At 68.2% G+C, this 22,887-nt stretch carries 24 protein-coding genes; 10 read left to right on the forward strand and 14 right to left on the reverse strand.

The window, feature by feature from the left end; translation table 11 throughout:
• Positions 1 to 11: 11 nt before the first annotated feature.
• The 3 genes from BMX96_RS00340 to BMX96_RS00350 form a co-directional block, all read right to left on the reverse strand.
• On the reverse strand, positions 12 to 470 hold the full coding sequence (locus BMX96_RS00340; protein ID WP_091842973.1) for a hypothetical protein: 459 nt from the start codon (positions 468 to 470) through the stop codon (positions 12 to 14).
• Between the two features lie 273 nt (positions 471 to 743).
• Positions 744 to 2,150 carry a type I glutamate--ammonia ligase gene (glnA, locus tag BMX96_RS00345; protein WP_091842976.1) on the reverse strand — a complete coding sequence of 469 codons (1,407 nt, stop codon included), beginning with the start codon at positions 2,148 to 2,150 and terminating at the stop codon, positions 744 to 746.
• A 50-nt stretch (positions 2,151 to 2,200) separates the two neighbouring features.
• A complete protein-coding gene (locus BMX96_RS00350; protein WP_073128889.1) occupies positions 2,201 to 2,539 on the reverse strand; it encodes a P-II family nitrogen regulator in 339 nt (112 codons plus the stop codon).
• Between the two features lie 165 nt (positions 2,540 to 2,704).
• Here BMX96_RS00350 and BMX96_RS00355 point away from each other — a divergent pair, with 165 nt between their 5' ends.
• On the forward strand, positions 2,705 to 4,273 hold the full coding sequence (locus BMX96_RS00355) for an NAD(P)H-hydrate dehydratase (RefSeq protein WP_091842980.1): 1,569 nt from the start codon (positions 2,705 to 2,707) through the stop codon (positions 4,271 to 4,273).
• A 140-nt stretch (positions 4,274 to 4,413) separates the two neighbouring features.
• Here the strand turns inward: BMX96_RS00355 and trpD are convergent, their stop codons facing one another.
• The gene (trpD, locus tag BMX96_RS00360) at positions 4,414 to 5,433 is read right to left on the reverse strand and encodes an anthranilate phosphoribosyltransferase (RefSeq protein ID WP_091842983.1); all 1,020 of its coding nucleotides are present in this window, start codon (positions 5,431 to 5,433) and stop codon (positions 4,414 to 4,416) included.
• Positions 5,430 to 6,011, reverse strand: a complete 582-nt coding sequence (locus BMX96_RS00365) for an anthranilate synthase component II (RefSeq protein WP_091842986.1) — start codon at positions 6,009 to 6,011, stop codon at positions 5,430 to 5,432. Before BMX96_RS00365 ends, trpD begins: the two co-directional genes overlap by 4 nt.
• A gap of 197 nt (positions 6,012 to 6,208) precedes the next feature.
• On the opposite strand from BMX96_RS00365, the gene BMX96_RS00370 reads away from it, so the two are divergent.
• Positions 6,209 to 8,641 carry a divergent polysaccharide deacetylase family protein gene (locus BMX96_RS00370; RefSeq protein ID WP_091842988.1) on the forward strand — a complete coding sequence of 811 codons (2,433 nt, stop codon included), beginning with the start codon at positions 6,209 to 6,211 and terminating at the stop codon, positions 8,639 to 8,641.
• Positions 8,642 to 8,666: 25 nt separating this feature from the next.
• Positions 8,667 to 9,560: an EamA family transporter RarD gene (gene rarD, locus BMX96_RS00375; protein ID WP_091842991.1), complete on the forward strand. Its 894-nt coding sequence runs from the start codon at positions 8,667 to 8,669 to the stop codon at positions 9,558 to 9,560.
• Here the strand turns inward: rarD and BMX96_RS00380 are convergent.
• On the reverse strand, positions 9,482 to 10,063 hold the full coding sequence (locus tag BMX96_RS00380; protein ID WP_091842994.1) for an LOG family protein: 582 nt from the start codon (positions 10,061 to 10,063) through the stop codon (positions 9,482 to 9,484). The genes rarD and BMX96_RS00380 overlap by 79 nt on opposite strands.
• Before the next feature lie 359 nt (positions 10,064 to 10,422).
• On the opposite strand from BMX96_RS00380, the gene BMX96_RS00385 reads away from it, so the two are divergent.
• The gene (locus BMX96_RS00385; RefSeq protein ID WP_091842996.1) at positions 10,423 to 11,799 is read left to right on the forward strand and encodes a LysM peptidoglycan-binding domain-containing protein; all 1,377 of its coding nucleotides are present in this window, start codon (positions 10,423 to 10,425) and stop codon (positions 11,797 to 11,799) included.
• 15 nt (positions 11,800 to 11,814) lie between these two features.
• On the opposite strand, the gene BMX96_RS00390 is transcribed toward BMX96_RS00385, so the two are convergent.
• The 5 genes from BMX96_RS00390 to BMX96_RS00410 form a co-directional block, all read right to left on the reverse strand.
• On the reverse strand, positions 11,815 to 12,456 hold the full coding sequence (locus BMX96_RS00390) for a DUF1638 domain-containing protein (RefSeq protein WP_236736901.1): 642 nt from the start codon (positions 12,454 to 12,456) through the stop codon (positions 11,815 to 11,817).
• A complete protein-coding gene (locus BMX96_RS19795; protein WP_091842999.1) occupies positions 12,449 to 12,763 on the reverse strand; it encodes a YbjQ family protein in 315 nt (104 codons plus the stop codon). Before BMX96_RS19795 ends, BMX96_RS00390 begins: the two co-directional genes overlap by 8 nt.
• A gap of 12 nt (positions 12,764 to 12,775) precedes the next feature.
• The gene (locus BMX96_RS00400; RefSeq protein ID WP_091843003.1) at positions 12,776 to 12,991 is read right to left on the reverse strand and encodes a hypothetical protein; all 216 of its coding nucleotides are present in this window, start codon (positions 12,989 to 12,991) and stop codon (positions 12,776 to 12,778) included.
• Positions 12,992 to 13,040: 49 nt separating this feature from the next.
• Positions 13,041 to 13,244 carry a hypothetical protein gene (locus BMX96_RS00405; protein WP_091843006.1) on the reverse strand — a complete coding sequence of 68 codons (204 nt, stop codon included), beginning with the start codon at positions 13,242 to 13,244 and terminating at the stop codon, positions 13,041 to 13,043.
• A 144-nt stretch (positions 13,245 to 13,388) separates the two neighbouring features.
• Positions 13,389 to 14,087, reverse strand: coding sequence for a corrinoid protein (locus BMX96_RS00410; protein WP_073128899.1), 699 nt, complete (start codon positions 14,085 to 14,087; stop codon positions 13,389 to 13,391).
• Between the two features lie 159 nt (positions 14,088 to 14,246).
• Between BMX96_RS00410 and BMX96_RS00415 the strand changes: the two genes are divergently transcribed.
• On the forward strand, positions 14,247 to 15,341 hold the full coding sequence (locus BMX96_RS00415) for a PA0069 family radical SAM protein (protein WP_091843009.1): 1,095 nt from the start codon (positions 14,247 to 14,249) through the stop codon (positions 15,339 to 15,341).
• Positions 15,342 to 15,407: 66 nt separating this feature from the next.
• On the opposite strand, the gene bmt is transcribed toward BMX96_RS00415, so the two are convergent.
• From bmt to BMX96_RS00430, 3 genes are all read right to left on the reverse strand, one after another.
• Positions 15,408 to 16,430 carry a betaine--homocysteine S-methyltransferase gene (gene bmt / locus BMX96_RS00420; RefSeq protein WP_091843012.1) on the reverse strand — a complete coding sequence of 341 codons (1,023 nt, stop codon included), beginning with the start codon at positions 16,428 to 16,430 and terminating at the stop codon, positions 15,408 to 15,410.
• A 37-nt stretch (positions 16,431 to 16,467) separates the two neighbouring features.
• Complete coding sequence (locus tag BMX96_RS00425; protein WP_139209896.1) at positions 16,468 to 18,225, reverse strand: phosphatidylglycerol lysyltransferase domain-containing protein; 1,758 nt, start codon at positions 18,223 to 18,225, stop codon at positions 16,468 to 16,470.
• Between the two features lie 134 nt (positions 18,226 to 18,359).
• Entirely contained in the window at positions 18,360 to 18,674 is a 315-nt protein-coding gene (locus BMX96_RS00430; RefSeq protein WP_073128903.1) for a DUF1476 domain-containing protein, read from the reverse strand.
• Between the two features lie 149 nt (positions 18,675 to 18,823).
• Between BMX96_RS00430 and purC the strand changes: the two genes are divergently transcribed.
• Genes purC through BMX96_RS00455 form a run of 5 tightly spaced genes read left to right on the forward strand, consistent with a single transcriptional unit; the run spans position 18,824 to position 22,874 of the window.
• Complete coding sequence (gene purC, locus BMX96_RS00435; RefSeq protein WP_091843018.1) at positions 18,824 to 19,585, forward strand: phosphoribosylaminoimidazolesuccinocarboxamide synthase; 762 nt, start codon at positions 18,824 to 18,826, stop codon at positions 19,583 to 19,585.
• 55 nt (positions 19,586 to 19,640) lie between these two features.
• Entirely contained in the window at positions 19,641 to 19,871 is a 231-nt protein-coding gene (gene purS, locus BMX96_RS00440; protein ID WP_073128905.1) for a phosphoribosylformylglycinamidine synthase subunit PurS, read from the forward strand.
• Positions 19,872 to 20,414, forward strand: coding sequence for a 5' nucleotidase, NT5C type (locus BMX96_RS00445; RefSeq protein WP_091843021.1), 543 nt, complete (start codon positions 19,872 to 19,874; stop codon positions 20,412 to 20,414).
• Positions 20,411 to 21,079, forward strand: coding sequence for a phosphoribosylformylglycinamidine synthase subunit PurQ (purQ, locus tag BMX96_RS00450; protein WP_091843024.1), 669 nt, complete (start codon positions 20,411 to 20,413; stop codon positions 21,077 to 21,079). Before BMX96_RS00445 ends, purQ begins: the two co-directional genes overlap by 4 nt.
• A 37-nt stretch (positions 21,080 to 21,116) precedes the next feature.
• Entirely contained in the window at positions 21,117 to 22,874 is a 1,758-nt protein-coding gene (locus tag BMX96_RS00455; protein ID WP_091843027.1) for a sensor histidine kinase, read from the forward strand.
• Positions 22,875 to 22,887 lie beyond the last annotated feature (13 nt).

Consider the following 22,887-nt stretch of genomic DNA (forward strand, 5'->3'; position numbering starts at 1 on the left):
AAAGGCAGCTGTCAGTGCAGGAGTGCGCCGCGCATGGGTTCGGGGCTGATCCGGCCCGAGACGGGCAGGCGGCGGGGGATGTCCTGCAGGACAGCCCAGGTGAATTGCGTGGGACGCAGCACCTGGCTGGTGGGTTTCCACAGGATCGAAGCTGCGGACAGACGCATGCTGATCCGCCGCGCCAGTTCGTAGCAGAGTTGCCGCGCCACCAGGCCTTCGACGGTCTCGGCGGCCCGGACGGCGATAGCCACTTCCGATCCCTTGCCGAAAGCCGACGACTGAAGCTCGATGATGCCGTGATCCGTCTCGATCCGCATGCTCTCACCATCGAAGCCCAGATCCTGCGACAGGATGCATACGTCGGCCTGACGAAGGCACCAGCATACGGGGCCCGAGATCGCGTAGAAATCGGGAGCCTTGCCGGGACCGAACCGGACTTTGGCCGTAATGACCTTTGGCTCGCGTGTCATTGTTTCCTCACTCGTAGTTCAAATGCCGATGGAGAAACACTGTTGGCCGATCACGGCGCGAAAAGGGCGGACGAGAGGTAAATACCGTCAAAAAACAAGATGGCTCAATCCGGCTTCGCGAAGCCGTGATGCCGTGATGCAGACCGTGTCACTCGGCCAATATCGCATCATACTATCGAATTATCGGCTGGATGCCACTGCTAAGCCGGATTTCCTACGAAAAAGGGGCGCCGACGAACGGCGCCCCTTCGATATGCTCGGCTGAGACCGGGGTCAGCAGCTGTAATACATCTTGAATTCCATCGGGTGCGGGCAGTGCTCGTAGGCGTAGATCTCTTCCCACTTCAGATCCATGTAGCCCTGGATCTGATCCTTGGTGAAGACGTCGCCCGCGGTCAGGAAGTCCATGTCCTTCTCCAGTTCGTCCAGCGCTTCGCGCAGCGACGAGCAGACGGTCGGGATCTCGGCCAGCTCCTCGGGGGGCAGATCGTAGAGATCCTTGTCCATGGCTTCGCCCGGGTGGATCTTGTTCTTGATCCCGTCGATGCCGGCCATCAGCAGGGCGGCGAAGCACAGGTAGGGGTTCGCCGACGGATCGGGGAAACGGGCCTCGACGCGCTTGGCCTTGGGGCTTTCGGCCCACGGGATCCGGACGCAGCCCGAGCGGTTGCGGGCCGAGTAGGCGCGCAGCACGGGTGCCTCGAAACCGGGGATCAGGCGCTTGTAGCTGTTGGTCGACGGATTGGTGAAAGCGTTCAGCGCCTTCGCGTGCTTCAGGATGCCGCCGATGAAATACAGCGCCTCGTCGCTCAGGTCGGCGTACTTGTCACCGGCGAAGAGCGGCTTGCCGTCCTTCCAGATCGACATGTTCACGTGCATGCCGGTGCCGTTGTCGCCCGAGATGGGCTTGGGCATGAAGGTTGCCGACTTGCCATAGGCGTCGGCCACGTTGTGGATGACGTACTTGTACTTCTGCAGGTTGTCGGCCTGTTCGACCATGGTGCCGAAGATCAGCCCCAGCTCGTGCTGGCACGAAGCGACCTCGTGGTGGTGCTTGTCCACCTTCATGCCGATCCGCTTCATGGTCGACAGCATCTCCGAGCGCAGGTCCTGCGCGTCGTCGACGGGGTTCACCGGGAAGTAACCGCCCTTGATGCCGGGGCGGTGGCCCATGTTGCCCATCTCGAAGTCCGCGTCGCTGTTCCACGCGCCGTCCTGGGCGTCGACCTCGTAGCTGACCTTGTTCATGGCCACCGAGTACTTGACGTTGTCGAACAGGAAGAACTCGGCCTCGGGGCCGAAATAGGCGGTGTCGCCGATGCCGGACGAACGCAGGTATTCCTCGGCGTTGCGCGCGGTGCCGCGGGGGTCGCGGTCATAGCGTTCGCCGGTATCGGGCTCGACCACGGTGCAGTGCACGCAGATGGTCTTCTCCGCGTAGAACGGATCCATGTAGGCCGATCCCGCGTCGGGCATCAGTTTCATGTCTGACTGCTCGATGGATTTCCAGCCGGCGATGGACGAGCCGTCGAACATGAAGCCGTCTTCGAGGAAGTCCTCGTCGACCTCGTGCGACATCACCGTAACGTGCTGCAACTTGCCTCGCGGGTCGGTGAAGCGGATGTCGACATATTCGATCTCTTCGTCCTTGATCTTCTGGACGAGTTCCTTGTTGTTCATGGAATACCCTCTTTCCCTGATTGGACTGGTCTTGTCGGACGCGCGGCCGGTTACAGCGCGTCGTGCCCGGTTTCACCTGTGCGGATCCGGATGGCCTGCTCCACCGGGCTCACGAAGATCTTGCCGTCGCCGATCTTGTCGGTCTTGGCGGCCGAGATGATCGCCTCGACGGCGCTGTCGACCTGGCCTTCCTCGAGCACGACCTCGATTTTCACCTTCGGCAGGAAATCGACGACATATTCGGCCCCGCGATAGAGCTCGGTATGGCCCTTCTGGCGGCCAAAACCCTTCACTTCCAGCACGCTGAGGCCCTGGACGCCCACTTCCTGCAGCGCCTCCTTCACCTCGTCGAGCTTGAAGGGCTTGATGATCGCCTCGATCTTTTTCATGGGCCGATTCCTCCGGTTCCGCGTCACTTGGGGTCAGACCACTTCCCGCGCCGGGCCTCAATTGGATAGGCTGGGGGCAAGGGCGGTCGCTGGGGGTCATTCCTAGGGCGTGCTGAAATTATATGCAATGTGGCTTACGGCTGTGCAGTTTGTGAAGGGGTATCGATGGAGCGTTTGCTGACTGCCGCAGAAATGCGCGAAACCGAGAAAGCTGCCATGGAAAGCGGCGAAACCTCGGGGCGCCACTTGATGGAGCGGGCGGGCGAAGGGGCCGTGGCCGCTATCCTGTCGGAGTGGCCGGATCTGGCGGGCGGACCGCACCGCGCCGCCGTCTTGTGCGGCCCCGGAAACAACGGGGGCGACGGGTTCGTGGTGGCGCGCCTGCTGGCGGACCGCGGCTGGACGGTCGAGGTCTATCTTTACGGTGACCCCGATCGCGTCGCCGGCGATGCGCGCGCGAACCTCGAAGCCTGGACGGCCCGGCATCCGCTTCAGCCAATGGAGCAGGCAGCCGGCGCAACGCCGCCCGACCTGCTGATCGACGCCATGTTCGGCATCGGCGTGTCGCGTCCGATCCCCGACCTTTGCATGCAGGCCTGGCACGCGCTTGCCGCATCGGACGCGCCCTCAGGGCCGCCGGGGCGCACCGTCGCGTTGGACTGCCCGTCGGGCTTCGACGTGGATCGCGGCGGCTACTTCCTGCCCGAGCCCGAGGGGAATGATCCCGCCGCATGGCGGCTGCTTCCGGACCTGTGCGTCACCTTCCACGCGGCGAAGCAGGGCTTGTTCCTCGACGAAGCCGCCCGCCGCCCCCCGCGCGTCGTAGCTATCGGGTTGGCCGAGCACGCCGCCGCGACCGGCGCCGCCACCCGTCTGCTGTCCGGTGACGCCGCCGAGCAACGCGCGTGGTACCGCCGTGTCACGGGCGGCGACGAGCACCTCCATAAGTACGACCGGGGCCATGCGCTGGTCCTGGGCGGCGGGCCGGGAAAGGGCGGCGCCGCGCGCATGGCGGCCCGGGCGGCGCTGCGGGCGGGCGCCGGGTTGGTCACCGTCGCCGTGCCCCGGGACGCACTGCCCGAGAACGCGGCGCAGCTGAACGCGATCATGCTGTCTGCGATGGACACGCCCGACGACCTGGACCGCCTTCTGGAGGACGGGCGCCTTTCGGCCGTTTGCCTCGGTCCGGGGCTCGGGGTGGGGGCGCGCACCCGTGAGCTGGTCCGGTCCGCGCTGGACGGCGACCGGCGGGTGGTGCTGGATGCCGACGCATTGACCAGCTTCCGCGAGGCGCCGGAAACGCTATTCGAGATGCTGAACGGCGATTGCGTGCTGACCCCGCACGAGGGCGAATTCGCCCGCCTCTTTCCCGACCTCGCCGAACGGGGGCGCAGCCTGTCCAAGATCGACGCGGCCCGGCAGGCCGCCGCACGCTGCGGCGCGGTGGTCCTTCTGAAGGGGGCCGCGACGGTCATTGCCGATCCGGAGGGGACGGTCGGCGTTCACGCCGCGCTTTACGACCGCAGGGTGCCGCAGCTGGCGACGGCAGGGGCAGGGGACGTGCTGGCCGGGTTCATCACCGGGCTTTGCGCCGCGCCGGGCCGTGACACGCGCGCCGTGACCGAGCTGGCCGCCTGGCTGCACGCCGAATCCGCACGCACCTTCGGCCCCGGTCTCATCGCCGAGGATCTGCCGGATGAGCTTCCGAAGGTGCTGGCCGCGCTCGGTGCTTGAAGGGCCAGCCAGCATGGGCGCAACCAGAGCGCCGTAGCGCGGCGTTGCCGGTCCGGAAGCACTGACGACGTGACGCCAGCCCTCTGCGCATCACTTGCTCATGTGGAACGACGAAGCGGCTGCGCCCGCCCGGCCGCGTGTCAGTCCTTCAACGGAGACACCCGGGCCAGGCTGCGAACCTTCTCAAGCGCCGCGCCCGAATCGATACTTTCGCGCGCCATCTCGACGCCCGCTGCCAGGTCGTCCGCACGCCCGGCCACCACCAGCGCCGCCGCCGCGTTCAGCAGCACGGCGTCGCGATAGGCGCCGGTCGCGCCCTCCAGCAGCGCGCGGAAGGCGCGGCCGTTCTCGTCCGGGGTGCCGCCCACGATGGCCTCGAACGGATGCACGGGCAGTCCCGCATCCTCGGGCGCGATCTCGTGCTCGGTCACCGCGCCGTCCTCGAGTTTCAGAACCGTGCTGGGTGCCGCGATCGAGATCTCGTCGGTGCCGTCGCCGCCATGGACCAGCCAGGCGCGCGTGCTGCCCAGCGCGCCCAGCGTCTCGGCCATGGGCCGCAGGACCTCGCGCGAGAACGCGCCGGTCAGCTGGTATTTCACACCCGCGGGGTTCGTCAGCGGGCCGAGAATGTTGAAGATCGTGCGCGTCCCCAGCTCGGACCGGGTGGGCATCACGTGGGCCACGGCGGGGTGATGCATGGGCGCCATCATGAAGCCAATGCCGACCTCGTTCAGCGCGCGCTCGACCGTTTCGGGGCCGACCATCACGTCGATGCCCATCTGCGCGATCGCATCCGCGGCGCCGGATTTCGAGCTGAGGTTGCGGTTGCCGTGCTTGGCCACCGGAACGCCCGCGCCCGCGACCACGAAAGCCGTGGCGGTCGAGATGTTCAGCGTGCCCTTGCCGTCGCCGCCGGTGCCGACGATGTCCATGGCGCCCTCGGGCGCGCGCACGGCGCGGCATCGCGCGCGCATGGCGGCCGCGGCGGCGGCGTATTCGGCGACCGATTCTCCGCGCGTGCGCAGAGTCATCAGGAACCCGCCGATCTGGCTGGGCGTCGCTTCGCCGTCGAACAGCATCCCGAAGGCGGTCTCGGCCTCGGGGCCGGTCAGGGGGCGGTCGACGGCGGCGGCGATCAGGGGCTTCAGGTCATCGCTCATGCCGGGACCGCGCAGAGGTCCAGGAAGTTGCGCAGCATGGCGTGACCATGCTCGGACCGAATCGACTCGGGGTGAAATTGCACGCCATGGATGGGCAGCGACCGGTGCGCCAGCCCCATAATGGTGCCGTCGGCCAGCTCGGCCGTGACCTGCAAACTGTCGGGCAGCCCGTCGCGTTCGACCACCAGCGAATGATAGCGGGTCGCGCGCAGCGGGCTGGGAAGCCCCTTGAACACGGATGCCCCCGCATGGCGCATCTCGTCCACCTTGCCGTGCACGATGGCGCTGTGGCGGATCACCCGCCCGCCCATGGCCTGCCCGATGGCCTGGTGGCCCAGGCAGACACCCAGCAGCGGGGTGCCGCTGTCGGCGGCCGCCTGCACCATCTCGAGGCAGATGCCGGCCTGGTCGGGGTCGCAGGGGCCGGGCGACAGCACGATGCCGGCGGGTCGCTTGGACATGGCCTCCGCCGCGCTCAGCGTGTCGTTGCGCACGACCTCGACCTCGGCGCCGAGTTCGCCGAGGTAATGCACGAGGTTCCAGGTGAAGCTGTCGTAGTTGTCGATAAGCAGGAGCAAGCCGCCGGGCCTTTCGAGTGGAAACGGGGGGTGATCCCGTTGATCTGTCGCGATATACATGCGCAAAGGCGCGTCGAAGCGTCAAGCTGGGCCGACGACGGCGCCGCGTCAAGCGCTGGCCGGGCGGTCCGTTTTCAGGCGGGGCTGAGCGAAGGGCTCCGCGCCCCGAGGCATGTTACGGAGAAGCCCAGTTGAGCATGGCGTTGTTGAAAGGCGTTGCCACCGGCGCGGTCGTCTCGCTGAGCATTGTGGTCGTGGCGTCGCAGATGCTGAACCTGCAGACCCTGAGCACGACGCCGCCCGAGGCCGCGACGGCGCTGGACGATAGCGGCACTTTGCCCGGATCCGGCCCCGACACGCCTGTCGACGAGGCTGTGTCGCCCACTATCCCGGGTTCCTTCGACGCCGCGGACGCCACGGACGAGACGACGGCCGATCCGGCCAGCCCGGAGCCGCCCGCGTCGTCCGACACCGATCTCGCGGCCGACGGTCCCGGAGATGCGCCCGCCATGCCCGACACGAGCGGCGACGCGGCGGCGACCCTGCAGATGGGCGCGCCCGACACCGCCGCCGAAAACGCTGCGATCGACCGCGGTATGGCGGCCGATATTCCGCCCGCCGACACACCCGACAGTCGTCTTTCGGCCGCGCCCGAAGCCGATCCGATCCCTGCCGCTGTGCCGGCCGCGCCAGGGCCCACGTTGATCGTCGATCCTGACGTGACGCTGGCGGCGCCGGCGATCCCGGATGGTCCGGCCATTGCCTCGGCGCCCGATATCGCTGCCAAGATCGACATGTCGGCTCCCGCCGCGCCGGAGGCGGCAGACACGATCCAGTTGGCCGAAGCGCCCGATCCGCTGGGCCCGCGGCCCGCCGCGCCCTCCGGCGAAACGCCCGAAACGGGCGCCGAAGCCACCATCCCCGGGGATGCGGGCGGACCGGCCGAAGGCCCGGCGGGCGAGGCGCCGGCAGAGGGTCCCGTGGACGACGCCGTCGACACAGCGCCCGAGACCGAGATCGAGACGACCGAAAACGCGCCCTCCGATGCCCAACGCGATCCTGTCGTCGACGCGGCCGAAGATCCTTCGGCCGGCGGCGTGGCCGATCTCGCCCCCGAGGCGATGCCCGGGTCCGGCCGTGATACGGCTGGTGAGACGCCCGCGTCGGACGAAAACCCCGCCGGTGCGCCCGATGACGCCGCCGCCGACATCATGATCGCCCAGGACATGACGGGCGAGCTTGACCCGAACGCGGCCGCTTCTGATACGGGAACGGAAAATAACGCGCCGACCGGGCCATCGCAGGACGAGACGCCGCGCGGGGTCAGCGCCGCCGATGTGATCGACATGGACCAGATCGTCAGGTCCGATGAAGACACGTCCGGTCGGAACGAGCCCCCGGCCGGTGCGGGGATCGACGGAACCGATGAACTCGAGGCCGGCGTGCCCGAGCCCGACATGGACGACGACATCGCCACGTCTTTCCCGTCCGCAATGGCCGATAGTGAAGCGGCCCCGCCGTCCGCGCAGCCGGGTGGCGTGCGAGTGAACCGCCTGGTCCAAATCGAACCCGCGCCTGAACCCGAGCCCGCACCGGACGGTCAGGGGGGCGACGCCGACGGACCTGCGGGCGAGAGTGATGCATCGGGCGAAGCGGATGGCGACGACTCGGGTCTGGCGGGCTCGGGCCAGGGCTCGGATGCAACGGATGCCGCCGATTCTGATTCCGCCCCCGAGGCCCAGGACGACCCGTCGCTCAGCCCCGACGAACGGGTGGCTCTTGCCGAGTCCGAGGATCCGGCTGCCGGACCGACCGCACCGTCGTCCAACCTGATCGAGCGGCGGGCGCAGGGCTTCATGCCCGATTCCGGCGTTCCCGGCGCGGACCCCGGCGCTGAGTCGCCCGGCGCGCCGGTCGTGACTGCCAGTCCGCTCGAAATCGATCCGGACGCGCCGGTGGCCGAACTGACGGGCGACCCCATGACCGACTTCCGGCAACCCTTCGACAACCCTGAGGATCTCCCGGTAATGGCGGTGATCCTGCTGGATTATGGCGGGCCGATGATCGACGTGCCGGTCAACGCGACCATCGCGCTGGACCCGACCATGCCCGATGTCGCGGACCGCGCTGCCGCCTATTTCGCCATGGGCTTCGAGGTGGCGGTCATGCCCGACACCACCGGCGGCGGCTCGCCCGCAGAGATCAGCGAGGCATTGCGCGCCAGCCTGTCGGCCGTGCCCTTCAGCCTGGCCGTGGTCGAGGATCCGTCGCGCCCCATCGGCACCGCGACCGAAACGGTCGAGGTCATCCTTGACGGTTTGTCGGACAGTGGACACGGGCTGGTGACCTTGCCCGAAGGCCAGAACCGGGCGCAGCAGCTGGCGGCGCGGGCCGATGTGCCGGCGGGCCTGGTATTCCGCCAGATCGACAACCAGGGACAGGACCTGGCGGCGGTGAAACGCTTCCTCGACAACGCCGCCTTCCGCGCGCGGCAGGAGGAAACGGTCATCCTGCTGGGCCGCAACCGCCCCGAGACGACCGGAGCGATCCTGGAATGGCGCCTGGGCAATCGCGCCTCCGACGTCGAGCTTGCGCCTTTGTCGGCGGCTCTGGTCCCCACGGGTGACTGACGACGCGTCCTTATCAAGGCGCGGCTTGGTCGGGCTGGCCGCCTGCCTTGGCGCGAGCGTCATCTGGGGTCTATCGCCGCTTTACTACGCGGCGCTGGACCATGTTCCGGCCATCGACATCATCGCCCATCGCACCGTCTGGTCAGCGGTGCTCTTCGCCGCGATCCTGTCGGCCACGGGCCGGCTCGGGGCCTTGCGCCGGGTGATGACGGATCGCGGTGCAATGGTGCGGCTGACGCTGGCCGCCATCCTGATCTCGGTCAACTGGCTGGTCTTCGTGCTGGCGGTGCAGCGCGGGTCCGTAATCGAGGCCTCGTTGGGCTACTACATCTTCCCGCTCGTGGCCGTGGCGCTGGGCCGCGTGGCGTATGGCGAACGGCCCAGCCGATTGCAGTGGACGGCGGTGGCGCTGGCCTCGGCGGGGGTTCTGGTGCTGGGGGTGGGGCTGGGCGTCGCGCCTTGGATCAGCCTGCTGCTGGCGGGAAGTTTCGCGACCTACGGTACGTTGAAGCGCGGACTGGCCACCCACGCCACCGTCAGCGTGACGGTCGAGGTCGCATTGCTGGCACCCGTCGCGCTGGCCTGGATCGTGCTGCGGGACGGCGCCCATTTCGACGAGGGGCTACTAACTCGGGCGCTGCTGATCGGGACGGGGCCGCTGACCGCGCTGCCGCTGGTGCTGTTCGCCGTGGCCGCCCAGCGGCTTCATTTCGCGACGCTTGGGATCTTCTTCTACGTGAACCCGACCTTGCAGTTCCTGATTGGCGTCACCGTCTTCGCCCAGGCCTTCACCCCTTGGCACCAGGTGGCGTTCCCGCTGATCTGGACGGCGGTGAGCCTTTATTCCTGGTCGCTCTGGCGCAGTTCCAGGCGATCGCGCAGGGCGGCCATGGCGGCCTCGGCATCCGGCACAACCTGAACGAATCCCATCAGCGAATGGTCGGCGAAACCCTGTTCGACCACGTGGTCCATCAGCGTCACCAGCGGGTCCCAGAAGCCGTTCACATTGACCAGCACCACGGGCTTGGCATGCAGGCCCAGCTGGCGCCAGGTCAGCGCCTCGAAGAATTCGTCCAGCGATCCCGCGCCGCCGGGCAGCATGACCACCGCGTGGGCGTTCATGATCATCACCTTCTTGCGCTCGTGCATGGTCTCGGTGACGACGAAGCTGTCCAGGTCGCGCTTGCCGACTTCCATGTCCAGCAGGTGCGTCGGGATGACCCCCATGGTCGCGCCGCCCGCAGACTGCGCCGCGCGCGCGACCCGGCCCATCAGCCCCACATCGCCCGCGCCGTAGACCAGCCGCCAGCCGGCCGCCGCCAGCCCCCGGCCCAGCGCATCGGCCGCCGCGGCGAAGGCCGGGTCGGCCCCCTCGCGCGAGCCGCAATAGACACAGATCGACGGGGTGTCGGGGCTGGACATGGCAAACCTTGCAAATTGGCGTTTTTTGACGGCAGAACACGGCGTTGCTAGACTTGATGAGCCAGGCGGGCAAGGCCCGCTGTGCCGCCGATGCCGGGAGAAGTAGACTGATGACCGCCCAAGTGGTGCGATTGGCCGCCGTGGCCGTGTCGCTGAGCCTAGTTGGCTTGGTGGTCTTCGGGCCGGAAAGTGATTTGTCGCCTCGTCAGACGAGCGAGCCTCTCGACCCTTCCTCAAACGAATCCGCCACGCCCGAACCCGTGCAAACCGCAGACGCCGCCGGAGAGGACGCAGTCACCCCTTCGCGCGAGGCGGCAGCATCGGTCGGACAGGATGCAGCCACGACAGAGGGTGTTTCGATGCCCGGGACCGTTTCGTCCGACGCGCCCGGGCCGTCGGCGGAAGCGCCAGAGACCGATACGGTCGAAGCAGACACGGCCGACCTATCCGGGTCAGCGCCGGACGCGACTTCGAACGACCAGAACAGCGAGACCAGTGAATCGGCCCGGGCCATCAATGTGGACCTCTTCCGCGTCGAGCCCGATGGCAGCGGGATCCTGGCCGGATCGGGCCGCCCCGGAGCGCGGTTCGACCTGCTTCTGGACGGCCAAGTGGTGGGCGACGCCACGGCCGGGGACGATGGCGGGTTCGTCAGCTTCTTCACCTTGCCCGCCAGTGACGCGCCGCAGGTCCTGCGCCTGTCGGGCGAGGGGGCCAGCAGCGACAGCTTCATGATCCAGCCTCTGCGCGCGCCGTCCGCCGCGCCCGCGGTGGCCGATGCCAATGTCGACACGCCCGAGGACGCGCGGCCCGAGACGGCGGGCGCCGCCGCCCGCAGCCTGGATGCGCCGTCCTCGACCGGGGGCGATCCCGCGACGGCCCTCGATGCGGGAACGACCGATGTCGTCGCCGGGCTGACGCCGGATGTGGCCACACCCGCCGTGCCGCCGCTGGCGACAGGCGACGCCGGGGCCCTCGCGAACGACCCGTCCGAAACTGCCGCAACGGAATCGGGCGGGCCGGCGGGAACGCCGCCGCCCCCGTCAGTGCCGGCGGCCGCCCAGCCCGCCCCGGGCCCCGATGCGCCCAGCGTGGCCGTGGACACTTTGCCCGATGCGCCCGAGGCAAGCGCACCGCCGGTCCAGACCGGCCCCGTAGCCACGGCGACTGCGCCCGGTGATGCCGCGCCCCCCGCCGCGCCGCGGGTGATCCGGGCGGGGCGCGACGGCGTAGCGGTCGTGCAGGACGGTGACACGGCCCGGCCCGAGGCGCTGAGCGATCTGAGCATCGACACCATCACCTATGCCGATGGCGGCGCGGTGCGGCTGGGCGGGCGCGGGAATGCCGGGGGGCAGGTGCGCGTCTACGTGGACAACGCCCCGGTCGAACTGGCCACCACCGCGCCCGACGGTCAGTGGCGGGCGGACCTGCCCCGGCTGGATCCCCGCGTCTATACCCTGCGCGTGGATCAGATCGACGCCGACGGGCGCGTGACCTCGCGCGCCGAGACGCCATTCCGCCCCGAAACCCAGAGCGCGCTGGCGCGGCTCGAACGAGATGCCGACGGCAACGAGGTGGCGCTGGTGACGGTGCAGCCGGGCTTCACGCTCTGGCGGATCGCGGACGAGAACTACGGCGACGGTTTCGCCTACGTCCGGGTGTTCGATGCGAATTCGGACAAGATCCGCGATCCCGACCTGATCTATCCCGGGCAGGTCTTCACCGTTCCCCAGTGATCCGGGCCGCGCTTGTCAGGCGCGGGCCAGCGCGGTCTCGAGGTCCCCGTAGCCGGTCCGGCGCCGCTCGAACGCCAGGCCCAGCCTGCGCGCCGCGTCCTCGGCGCGCGCCGTGAGCGTCGCATCGTCGGTCTGCGCCAGGTAGACCAGCGTGGTGTAGTGGCCGAAATAGGCATCGCGCAGCTGCGGATGCCGGTCGAGCCCGAGGGGCCTGGTCACGAAGGCGTCGAACTGCCGGGCGAGGAAATCGGTCAGGTAGAAGCACGTCATGTCGTCCTCGCCGCGCGCGGCGAAGCGGTCGAGCCCGTCGAAGAAGGCGTAGCAATGGGGGCCCGCGATCATCTCGACGCCCAGCCGCGCGCAGGTCGCGGCCAGCGCGCCGCCGGTCCCGCAATCGGCATAGGCCACGAAGATCCGGTCATAGCGGTCGCGGTGTTGCGCCACCGCCCCGGCCACCGCGTCCGGAATGCGGTCCGGCGTGTTGTGCAGGATGGCGGGCAGGCAGGCCAGATCCATGTGGCTCCAGCCGTTCAGGCGGATCAGCGCCGTGATTTCGTGTGCCAGCGCCCCGCAGGCGAGGATCAGGATCCGTCCGTCTCCGCTGGGCGCTGTGCCGCCATGGGTCAGCGTATCGACTGGCGGGAGCGTATCAGCCAAGGCGCACGGCCGTCCCGTAGGCAAGGACCTCGGACGCGCGTTCGGCGATCTGCGACGTCTCGAACCGCGCGCCGACGATGGCGTCGGCCCCCAGCGCCCGCGCCTCGGCCACCATGCGGTCATGGGCCTGTTCGCGCGCGCCGGCCAGCAGCTGCGCGTATTCCCGAACCTCGCCGCCCACGAGGTTGCGCAGGCTGGCGACGATGTCGCTGCCCACGTGCTTGGCGCGCACGGTCGATCCGCGCACGAGGCCCAGCGTTTCGGTGATCTGCCGGCCCGCGACCGTTTCGGTGGTGGTGATGAGCATGACGCGGCCCTCTCAGCGCGGGGTCTGGTCGTAATGGTCGTCCTCGTGCGAGGACAGACGCTGGGCGATCACCCGCCAGACGACGTAGAGAACAAGGGCGGCGGGGATCAACAGGGTCAGCGCCAGCGGCGCATGCAGCCCGGCCACGATCATGCTGCCCAGCCAGATGGTCAGACCGGCGGCGAAAACCACGATCACGAGGATCAGGACGAACTTGTCGAGCGGCATGGCGCACCTCCTGTCCCAGATATAGGGGCCGTCGATGCGCCGCGGAAGATCAGTCCGCCGCGTTGGCGCCGTGCCCTTTCAGAATCATGCGCACCAGCAGCGCGGCCAGCAGGGCGACGGGCATCATGGCCGCCAGCCCGGGCGCGCTCAGCGCATCGGCCGAGAGGGCGACGGCGGTGCGCAGCGAGGCGAGGAAGAACACGGTGGGAAGGGCGACGAGGGACAGCAGGACAACATTGATCTTGCGGTGCATTCGAAAGGGCTCCGGTTGTGTCGCCCTCAGAGTTAAGATGCGTCATGGCGAAAAAGCGGCGCCAATTGGCGCTCATTCGGGAATTGTCGCGACCGTCCCGGGTCGCCCACCGGAAGCAGCGTTCGCTTCCGGTGGGGTAGGGGATCAGGCGACGCCCTGGTTGTGGCGACGGGCGACCTGGGCCTTGGCCGTTTCCACGGCGACCGCGGCATCCCGGCAATAGGCATCGGCGCCGATGGCCTTGCCGAATTCCTCGTTCAGCGGCGCGCCGCCCACCAGCACGATATAATCGTCGCGGATGCCCTTCTCGACCATGCTGTCGATGACGACCTTCATGTAGGGCATCGTCGTGGTCAGCAGGGCGGACATGCCCAGGATGTCGGGCTGTTCGGTCTCCAGCGCTTCAAGATACTTCTCGACCGCGTTGTTGATGCCCAGGTCGACCACCTCGAACCCGGCGCCTTCCATCATCATGGCGACGAGGTTCTTGCCAATGTCGTGGATGTCGCCCTTCACGGTGCCGATCACCATCTTGCCCATGCGCGGGGCGCCCGTCTCGGCCAAGAGCGGCTTGAGGATGGACATGCCACCCTTCATGGCGCCCGCGGCCAGCAGGACCTCGGGCACGAAAAGGATGCCGTCTCGGAAGTCGTTGCCGACGATGGTCATGCCGCCCACCAGCGCCTTGGTCAGCACGTCGTAGGGCTGCCATCCGCGCTCGAGCAGGATGTTGACGCCTTCCTCGATCTCTTCTTTCAGGCCGTCATACAGGTCGTCGTGCATCTGCTGGACAAGTTCGTCATCGTCCAGTTCGCTCAGGATGATCTCTTCGTCGTCTGACATCTTGCACTCCTTCTAAAGGCGCGGCGTTTCAGTTCCGTATGGCGGAACCGGCCGCGGCCAGTTGGTGATTGGCGACATGGATTGTCGATTTGGCGACGTTAAGACACTGTTTCGTCGCCCGATCTGGCATATGTTCCTTTTTCGTTCTAGTCTGGCCGCATGTCTCGCCGCCCTCATACCGCTCCGCCGCGCCAGCGCACGCCCGGGCGCGGCACCGACAGCAACCCCGAAACCCGTTTCGACCGCTACGCGCGGGTGGCCGAGGATGACGGTTGGGCGGTCTCCGAGGATGAGGATCTGCCGACCCTTAGGACCGAGGTGCGGGACGAGTCGCCGCGCCGTGTCATCACGCGCAACACGTCGCCCGATATCGGCTTCGACCGGTCGATCAACCCGTATCGGGGCTGCGAACACGGCTGCGTCTACTGCTTCGCGCGGCCCAGCCACGGGTATCTCGGCATGTCGCCGGGGCTGGACTTCGAAACGCGGCTCATCGCCCGTCCCGACGCGCCCGCGCGGCTGGAGACCGAGCTGCGGCGGAAGGGCTACGCGCCCGCGACCATCGCCATGGGCACCAACACCGACCCCTACCAACCGATCGAGCGGGATCGCCGCATCATGCGCGGCATTCTCGAGGTGTTGCAGCGGTTTCGTCACCCGCTGAGCATCGCCACCAAGGGCAGCCTGGTCGAACGCGACGCGGACATCCTGTCCGAGATGTCGGGGCAGGGTCTGGCGCGGGTCGGTGTGTCGGTCACAACGCTGGACGCCGGGCTGGCCCGGACGCTGGAGCCGCGCGTGCCGTCGCCCGCGCGCCGGCTGAAAACGATCGAGCGTCTGGCCCGTGCCGGGGTCGAGGTGCGGGTCATGGCCTCGCCGCTGATCCCGGGCCTGACCGATCCCGAGCTCGAATCGATCCTGCAATCGGCGCGCGACGCGGGCGCGGTGGCCGCCTCGTGGATCATGCTGCGCCTGCCCTTCGAGGTGTCGGGCCTTTTCGAGGACTGGTTGGAGACCCACGCGCCGGGCCGCCGCGACAAGGTGCTGGCGCGCCTGCGCGAAATGCATGGCGGCAAGACCTACTCGGCCGAGTGGGGGCACCGTATGCGCGGCGAGGGGGTGCACGCGGCGTTGATCGCGAAACGGTTCGATCTGGCCGTCAAGCGGCTGGGTCTGGTCGAACATCTCCCGCCTCTCAGGTGCGATCTGTTCCAGGTGCCGCTGGGCGATGCGCGGCAGCCGTCGCTGTTCTAGGCCGAAGATCATCCGGGATGATCTTTTCGAGACAATCCCGGATTGTCTCCGGCACATGATCCGGAATCATGTGCGGGCGCGGCGCCCGCGGCGGCGTTCGCGCGGCGCGGCGGTATCGTCGCCCGTGCCATCGGTCGGCGACGAGAACCCGCCCAGCCGCGCCTCGATCGCGGCCAGGTCCGGCGTTTCGCCGCGCGGTCTCTCTTCCAGGGCGCGGCGCATGTGGGCCAGGTGCTCGGGCGTGGTGCCGCAGCAGCCGCCGATGATCCGCGCGCCACAGTCGCGGGCCAGCACGGCGTAATCGGCCATCAGCTCGGGCGTGCCGTCATAGTGGATGTGGCCCTCCACGTATTTCGGGATGCCGGCATTGCCCTTGGCGATCACGGGCCGGTCCGGATCGGCCGCCACCATGCCCAGGACGGTGCGCAGCAGGTCCGAGGCGCCCACGCCGCAATTGGCGCCGAAGGCCAGCGGCTTGTTGTCGTTCAGCTTGCCCACGAGGGTCACCATGTCAGTGGATGTCACGCCCATCATGGTGCGGCCCGCGGTATCGAAGCTCATGGTGCCGCACCAGGGCATTCCGGCCAGGCGCGCGGCCTCGGCGGCGGCGCGGTACTCCTCGGGCGCGCTGATGGTCTCGACCCACAGCACGTCGGCGCCGCCTTCCTTCAGGCCCTCGGCCTGTTCGTGGAACATCTCGACCGCCAGCTCGTGGGTGAGGGTGCCCATGGGCGCGAAGATGTCGCCGGTCGGACCGACGCTGCCCGCAACGACCACGGGGCGATCGGCGGCATCGGCCACCTCGCGCGCCAGTTCGGCGCCCGCGCGGTTCAGCTCGCGCACGCGGTCCTGCGCGTCGTGGAGTTTCAGCCGCGAGGCGTTGCCGCCGAAGGTATTGGTCAGGAACAGGTCGCTGCCCGCGCCCACCGGGCCCTGGTAGAGCGCGCGGATTTTCTCGGGCGAGTCCACGTTCCACAGCTCGGGGGCGTCGCCGGACTGAAGCCCCATGTTGAACAGGTTCGTTCCGGTGGCGCCGTCCGCCAGGATCCAGTCGCGCGTGGCGAGCATTTTGGTCAGGGCGTCGGACATGGTGCTTTGCTTCCCAGAATTGATTTCCGCTGATGTGTCACGAATGCGCGCTGTGGACAAATGCAGATGTTTCATCATCTTCATGCGCCGGTGCCGTTTCGGGCGGTCGCGCGATGCACCACAGCAGGTCCGCCAGGCCGAGCGCAAGGGCCAGCCGGGAGGGCGCCGCGGCATACAAGGGACGCCAGCGCGGATCGAAATACGATTTGAACCGGCGCAGACCCTCGCTGCCCCGGGGCTGCCAGCGCGCCCCGTCCGCCACCGCGGCGAGGGAGACCTGGCGCATGCCACAGGCGCGCGCCGCCAGGATCGCGTGCGCGACGAGCGCGTGCATGGTTCCGTCCGGCGCCTCCGCGTCCCAGCGGACTAGGTCGAGCGTCCACTCCCGAGCGCCCTGGTGCAGCGTGATGAAGGCCACGGCGCGGCCGCGCAGACGGGCTGTGAAGACGCGCTGATGCGCCACGTAGCAGGGCGCATAGCGGCCCATGGAGACGCCGCGCGCGGGGCCGCAGGCGGCCTGCCAGGCGCGGTCGATCCGCGCCATGTCGGCGGGGCAGGCGGGGCCGGTGCCGATGGTCACGCCCGCCGTCTCGGCCTTGCGTAGCTTTCGGCGCAGCTGGCGGCACGCCGGGAGGGCGGGGTCGAAGGTGCTTGCGTCGACCACCGCCTCGGCGCCCAGCCGCAGCCGCGCCCAGCCCCGTGCCCCGAGCCGAACGGCATCGCGTTCTTCGATCTTGTAGGCGAGCGGGATACGTCCCTGTTCCCATGCCGCATCGATCAGCGTGTCGGCCCGGGTGTAGCCATCGTAGTCCGCACCGATCTGCGCCAGCGTGTGCGGTGCGGCCCAGCAGGTCGCGGCGGGCCGGCCATGGCGCAGCAGGGCCACCGCGCCGGGCTGATGCAGCAGACCGGCCTCGGCGCGCGTGGCGTCCGGCGGCGGGGCCAGTCCCGTGGCGGTTCGCGCGGGCAGGTCCGGCGCGGCGAAAAGGCTGGGGCGCAGCGTCAGCGCGGCGAGCGCCAGTGCTCCGGGCACGGCCACGTGGGCCATTCGGAACGCCATCGCCGCGCAGATGAGCGCGCCCGGCGCCGCCACCGGCAGCGACTGCGCCAGCGTCAGGTCGAAGCTGCCCGCCCCGCCCGGAAGACCCGACGCCAGGCCGGCGCCAAGGCTCAGCAGGAAGGCCGGAAGCACCTGGAGATAGGGAATCTCGGGCAGGAAGGCCCAGAACGCGCAGGCCGCGAAGCCGGCATCGGCCATGGCCCAGCCGGCGATGGTCAGCACAAGCGGAAGCGGCGGCAAGCGCCCCGCCCGGCGGTTCAGCGCCACGGCCAGCAGCCCGGCGGCCACCACGGCAAGGATGCTCCACCCCGCGATGCGCAGCGCGGTGCCGCCCAGCCCGCCCGACACGAAGCCCAATGCGGCCAGCGTGGCCAGCGCAGCCAGGAAGGCGCCGGAACTGGCGGCCGTCACCATGGCCGCGCGCCCCAGCCCCCCGGCCGGATCGCACCGCCAGCGCACCAGCAGCCCCACCAGGGGCCCCAGGCCGGTGACCTGCGTGACGCCCAACGCTGCCATCGCGCTGCGCCCGGCGGCCAGCGGGGCCCGGCGGGTGCCGAGCGCGCGGTGCACCGCGGCCTCGGACCGGGCGAAACAGCCGAAACAGGCGGCGGTGGCCGCAAGCGACAGGGCCCATTGCCCCGGCCCGATCCGGGTCAGCCGTGCCAGGATGTCGCCCAGCTCGGCCGCCGGCCACGCATCGCGTAGCGCCACCAGGAGGGCCACGGCGAGGAGCATGGGAAAAAGGCCCCGCAAGGCGGGACCCAGATACGTCGTTACTGCCTGATACATACCCTACCCGTCGAAGCTGCCCCGACGGGCACGATGACAGGCAGATGCCAAGAATTCGCTAAGGCGAGAAGAGGTCTTCGTCAGCTTTCGTCGGCGAGTTGCGCCTTCGCCTCGGTCAAGAGCTCGGTCATCTTGTCGCGCAGGGTCTTTTCCTCGACCCGGTCGCCCAGGTCGCCCTTCACCTTGCGGTAGACGTCCTCGTCGCCGGCTTCCTCGAAATCGGCCTTGACCACTTCCTTGGCATACTCGGCGGCGTCGTCGCCGGTCTTGCCCATCAGGTCGGCGGCCCAGAGCCCCAGCAGGCGGTTGCGCCGCGCCTCGGCCTTGAACTGCATCTGGGCATCGTGGGCGAACTTGTTCTCGAACGCCTTCTCGCGGTCGTGCATGTCGGTCATGGGGACCTCCCTGGTGGTATTCGTTTCTTTTATGCGGCCCGTCGTGCGCGCTGCCAAGCCCCCGTTCTTGCCGGTACGTCGGCAATCGCCTATACGCCGCAACAACACCCGGGCGCCCGGTGCGCGCGCGCCCCGATCGAGGAGCACCCATGGCACGGCGCAAGAAAATCTACGAAGGCAAGGCCAAGATCCTGTACGAAGGCCCCGAGCCGGGCACTTTCGTGCAGTATTTCAAGGATGACGCCACCGCGTTCAACGCCGAAAAGAAGGCGACGATCGACGGCAAGGGCGTGTTGAACAACCGCCTCTCGGAGTTCTTCATGAAGGGGCTGACGCAGATCGGCATCCCCAACCACTTCCTCAAGCGGCTGAACATGCGCGAGCAGCTGATCCGCCAGGTCGAGATCATCCCGCTGGAAGTGATCGTGCGCAACTTCGCCGCCGGTTCCATGTCGACGCGGCTGGGCCTGTCGGAGGGCACCGCGCTGCCGCGTCCCATCGTCGAGTTCTGCCTCAAGGACGACAAGCTGGGCGACCCGCTGGTCAGCGAAGAGCACATCATCGCCTTCGGCTGGGCGTCGCAGCAGGACCTGGACGACATGGTGGCGCTGGCGCTGCGGGTGAACGATTTCATGTCGGGCGTCATGCTGGCCGTCGGCATCAAGCTGGTGGATTTCAAGATCGAGATCGGCCGGGTGTGGGACAACGACTTCCAGCGCCTTATCGTCGCCGACGAGATCAGCCCCGACTCGTGTCGGCTCTGGGATGTCGAGACCGGCCAGAAGCTGGACAAGGACGTGTTCCGCCGCGACCTGGGCAGCCTGACCGACGCCTATACCGAGGTGGCGCGGCGCCTGGGAGTTTTGCCCTCGAACGTCACCCACGCCACCAAGCCTACGCTGATCAATTGAGGGCTGGTGGAGCGCCGTCAGGTATTTTGAGAAAGATGAAGCAGGGGACCCCGCGATGAAGGCACGGGTACACGTGATGCTGAAGGACGGGGTCCTCGACCCCCAGGGCGAAGCGGTGCGTCATGCGCTGGGCTCGCTCGGCTTCGACGAGGCGCGCGGCGTGCGTCAGGGCAAGGTGATCGAGCTGGACCTCGAGGACGGCACGTCCGAGGCCCGCATCGGCGAGATGTGCGAGAAGCTGCTCGCCAACACGGTGATCGAATCCTACCGGATCGAGATTCTCTAGGTGCGTATCGCCATCGACATGGACGAGGTGCTGGCCGACACGAACGCGGCCAAGCTGACCTTTCTGCGCGAGCGCGGCTATTCCTTCACCGAGGACGAGATGACGGGCCGCAAGGTCACCGAGCTCGTCAGTGCCGAGGATGCCGCGCGGGTCGAGACGATGCTGCATCGCGGTGTCGTGTTCGGCAATGTCGACGTCATCGAAGGCGCGCAAGAGGCTCTCTCGCGGTTGGTCGAGGATCACGAGGTCTTCATTGCCACGGCGGCCATGGAATATCCCGCGTCCTGCGTTCACAAGGTGGCGTGGATGGAGCGGCATTTCCCCATGGTGCCCGTGCTGAACCTGGTCCTGTGCGGCGACAAGTCGATCATCGCGGCCGATGTGCTGATCGATGATTCGCCGCGCCATTTCGAGGGTTTCGGGGGCATCGTCGTCTGCTTTGATGCGCTGCACAATCGCGGGCAGGACGTCGCCCACCGGCTGATGCGCTGGTCCGACGCGCCCGACCTCATCGAACGGCTGGAGAAGGAGCGTGCGCAATGAAGGCGGCCGTCATCGTCTTTCCCGGATCGAACTGCGACCGTGACCTGGCCGTGGCCCTGCGCGCGGCGGGGTTCGACGTGACCATGGTCTGGCACAAGGACACCGGACTGCCGGCCGATGTGGACCTGGTGGGTCTGCCGGGCGGGTTCTCGTTCGGCGACTACCTGCGCTGCGGCGCAATCGCGGCCCGCTCGCCCATCGTGTCGGCCGTCGTGGACCACGCGAAGAAGGGCGGCTATGTCCTTGGTATTTGTAATGGTTTCCAGATCTTGACCGAGAGCGGCCTGTTGCCGGGAGCGCTGATGCGCAACCGCGAACTTAAATACATCTGCCGGACCGTGCCGCTGATCGTGAAGAACGCCAGCAGCGCCTTCACCAACGGCTATCGCGACAGGCAAGCCATCGACATCCCGATTGCCCACCACGACGGCAACTATTCCGCCGATGCCGACACGCTGGAGCGGCTGACGGGCGAAGGGCGCGTGGCTTTCACCTATGCCGCCAATCCCAACGGCTCGCGCAACGATATCGCCGGTGTGCTGAGCGAAAACGGCCGTGTGCTGGGCATGATGCCCCACCCCGAGCGCGCGGCCGATCCGGCGCTGGGCGGCACCGACGGGCGGGCGCTGTTCACGAGCCTTGCGCAATCCTTCGCCGACGCCTGAGCTTGCCGGGGCGGACGCGGGCGCGTAATTTCGCGGCATGAGCGCATCCGACCAATCGGTGACCGAAGATACTCCCCGCCGCCGCTGGGCCTGGCGGCTGGCGGCTGCACTTGCGCTGGCCGCGGCGGTGTCTGTGGTGTGGTTCACCAACATCCTGCTGACCGAGCGTTTCACCGAAAGCACCCGCAACCGGGCCGAGGTGCGCCTGGCGCTCTACTCGGGCAACCTGATGAGCGCGCTGCAGCGGGCAGGCGTCGTGCCGCTGCTGCTCAGCCGGGATCCGGCGCTGATCGGCGCGCTGACATCGAATGATTTCACCGCGACCAGCCAGCGCCTGATCTCGTATCTGGAAGAAATCGGTGCCGCGTCGTTGATGTTGCTCGACCGTGACGGACGCGCGGTTGCCGCCACCGACCGGGCACGACTGGGATCGAACCACCGGCAGGAGCCCTATTTCATCAACGCCATCCGCGGCGACGGGACGGTCTTCTCGACCACACAGCGCGACAGCGGCGCCTTCGCCTTCAGCTATTCCCGGGCGATCCGCGTGGGCGGCAATCTGACCGGCGTGATCGTCGTTGGGGTGGACCTGCGCCAGTTCGAGGAAAGCTGGGCAGGCTTTTCCGACGCGGTCATGGTGACCAACAGTGAAGGTCAGATCGTGCTGGCGACGGAATCGCGCTGGCGCGGTCTGACCGAGGACGTGGCGCTGGAACGCCGGTCCGCGACGGGGGCGATCCAGCGGGCGATCCGCGCAACCGCCGACTGGACGGCACTGCCCGCCGACGCCTACCTGTCAGGCGAGGCGGTAATGCGGCAGTCCACGCGCATCCCGTTCCAGGGATGGCGGATGACGAGTTTCACCAACTACGCCTCGGTGCGTGACCAGGTGAATGGCGTCCTGGCGATCGAGATCATGGCTTTCGCCCTTCTTATCGCCGCCGGATCCTTCCTGGCCGGGCGCAAGGCGCTCAGCCGGTCGATCTTTTTCCAGCGCGAGTCGGCTGAACTCCGCGCGTTGAACGGTGCCTTGCAGCGGGAAATCGCCGAACGCGAGAAGGCCGAAAAGAACCTCGAAGTGGCCGAGCAGACGGTGGCGCAGACCTCGAAACTGGCAGTGCTGGGCGAAATGTCGGCGTCGGTCAGCCACGAGCTGAACCAACCGCTGGCCGCCATGAAGACGTATCTCGCCGGCGCGCGGCTGCTGGTCCAGCGGCATCGCCCGGACGAGGCGCTGGCGTCGTTCCGGCGGATCGACGACCTGATCGAACGGATGGGTGCGATCACGCGGCAGCTGAAAAGCTATGCAAGAAAGGGCGGCGACGCGTTCGAGCCCATTGACCTGAGGGCGTCGCTGTCGGCCGCGCTTGCCATGATGGAGCCGCAGCTCAAGGCGCGCGACGTGACGATCAGCCGGTCGGTGCCACCCGATCCGGTGCCCGTCATGGCCGACCGCATCCGGGTCGAGCAGGTGATCGTCAACCTCCTGCGCAATGCCATCGACGCCACCAAGGACGCCAAGGCGCCACGGATCGAGCTGATCCTGGCCCACGGTGACAACGCGGTTTTGACCGTGCGTGATAACGGCACCGGGATTAACGATCTCGACGCCCTGTTTGAGCCGTTCTACACGACAAAAGCGCCGGGCGACGGCACAGGGCTGGGACTCGCGATCTCCTCCGGGATCGTGGCCGACTTGGGCGGCCGCCTGACAGCCCGCAACGGTCGCGGGGGCGGCGCGGTGTTCGAGATGCTCCTTCCCAGCCTTGAGGGGGGCCGGGAAGCGGCGGAATGACAGGAGGTGCAGT

The organism is Palleronia pelagia, from assembly GCF_900110115.1.
GTDB classification, from domain to species: Bacteria; Pseudomonadota; Alphaproteobacteria; order Rhodobacterales; family Rhodobacteraceae; genus Palleronia; species Palleronia pelagia.

What these genes read in the sequence shown, in the direction of transcription:
- BMX96_RS00400 (WP_091843003.1), bottom strand. Translation starts at nt 12,991, where the DNA reads ATGCCGCTCGACAAGTTCGTCCTGATCCTCGTGATCGTGGTTTTCGCC.
- purQ (WP_091843024.1), top strand. Translation starts at nt 20,411, where the DNA reads ATGAAGGCGGCCGTCATCGTCTTTCCCGGATCGAACTGCGACCGTGAC.
- BMX96_RS00410 (WP_073128899.1), bottom strand. Translation starts at nt 14,087, where the DNA reads ATGTCAGACGACGAAGAGATCATCCTGAGCGAACTGGACGATGACGAA.
- purS (WP_073128905.1), top strand. Translation starts at nt 19,641, where the DNA reads ATGAAGGCACGGGTACACGTGATGCTGAAGGACGGGGTCCTCGACCCC.
- BMX96_RS00370 (WP_091842988.1), top strand. Translation starts at nt 6,209, where the DNA reads ATGGCGTTGTTGAAAGGCGTTGCCACCGGCGCGGTCGTCTCGCTGAGC.
- BMX96_RS00350 (WP_073128889.1), bottom strand. Translation starts at nt 2,539, where the DNA reads ATGAAAAAGATCGAGGCGATCATCAAGCCCTTCAAGCTCGACGAGGTG.
- BMX96_RS00430 (WP_073128903.1), bottom strand. Translation starts at nt 18,674, where the DNA reads ATGACCGACATGCACGACCGCGAGAAGGCGTTCGAGAACAAGTTCGCC.
- BMX96_RS00455 (WP_091843027.1), top strand. Translation starts at nt 21,117, where the DNA reads ATGAGCGCATCCGACCAATCGGTGACCGAAGATACTCCCCGCCGCCGC.
- BMX96_RS00355 (WP_091842980.1), top strand. Translation starts at nt 2,705, where the DNA reads ATGGAGCGTTTGCTGACTGCCGCAGAAATGCGCGAAACCGAGAAAGCT.
- bmt (WP_091843012.1), bottom strand. Translation starts at nt 16,430, where the DNA reads ATGTCCGACGCCCTGACCAAAATGCTCGCCACGCGCGACTGGATCCTG.
- BMX96_RS00385 (WP_091842996.1), top strand. Translation starts at nt 10,423, where the DNA reads ATGCCCGGGACCGTTTCGTCCGACGCGCCCGGGCCGTCGGCGGAAGCG.
- BMX96_RS00380 (WP_091842994.1), bottom strand. Translation starts at nt 10,063, where the DNA reads ATGTCCAGCCCCGACACCCCGTCGATCTGTGTCTATTGCGGCTCGCGC.
- trpD (WP_091842983.1), bottom strand. Translation starts at nt 5,433, where the DNA reads ATGAGCGATGACCTGAAGCCCCTGATCGCCGCCGCCGTCGACCGCCCC.
- BMX96_RS00425 (WP_139209896.1), bottom strand. Translation starts at nt 18,225, where the DNA reads ATGCTCCTCGCCGTGGCCCTCCTGGTGGCGCTACGCGATGCGTGGCCG.
- purC (WP_091843018.1), top strand. Translation starts at nt 18,824, where the DNA reads ATGGCACGGCGCAAGAAAATCTACGAAGGCAAGGCCAAGATCCTGTAC.
- glnA (WP_091842976.1), bottom strand. Translation starts at nt 2,150, where the DNA reads ATGAACAACAAGGAACTCGTCCAGAAGATCAAGGACGAAGAGATCGAA.
- BMX96_RS19795 (WP_091842999.1), bottom strand. Translation starts at nt 12,763, where the DNA reads ATGCTCATCACCACCACCGAAACGGTCGCGGGCCGGCAGATCACCGAA.
- BMX96_RS00340 (WP_091842973.1), bottom strand. Translation starts at nt 470, where the DNA reads ATGACACGCGAGCCAAAGGTCATTACGGCCAAAGTCCGGTTCGGTCCC.
- BMX96_RS00415 (WP_091843009.1), top strand. Translation starts at nt 14,247, where the DNA reads ATGTCTCGCCGCCCTCATACCGCTCCGCCGCGCCAGCGCACGCCCGGG.
- BMX96_RS00405 (WP_091843006.1), bottom strand. Translation starts at nt 13,244, where the DNA reads ATGCACCGCAAGATCAATGTTGTCCTGCTGTCCCTCGTCGCCCTTCCC.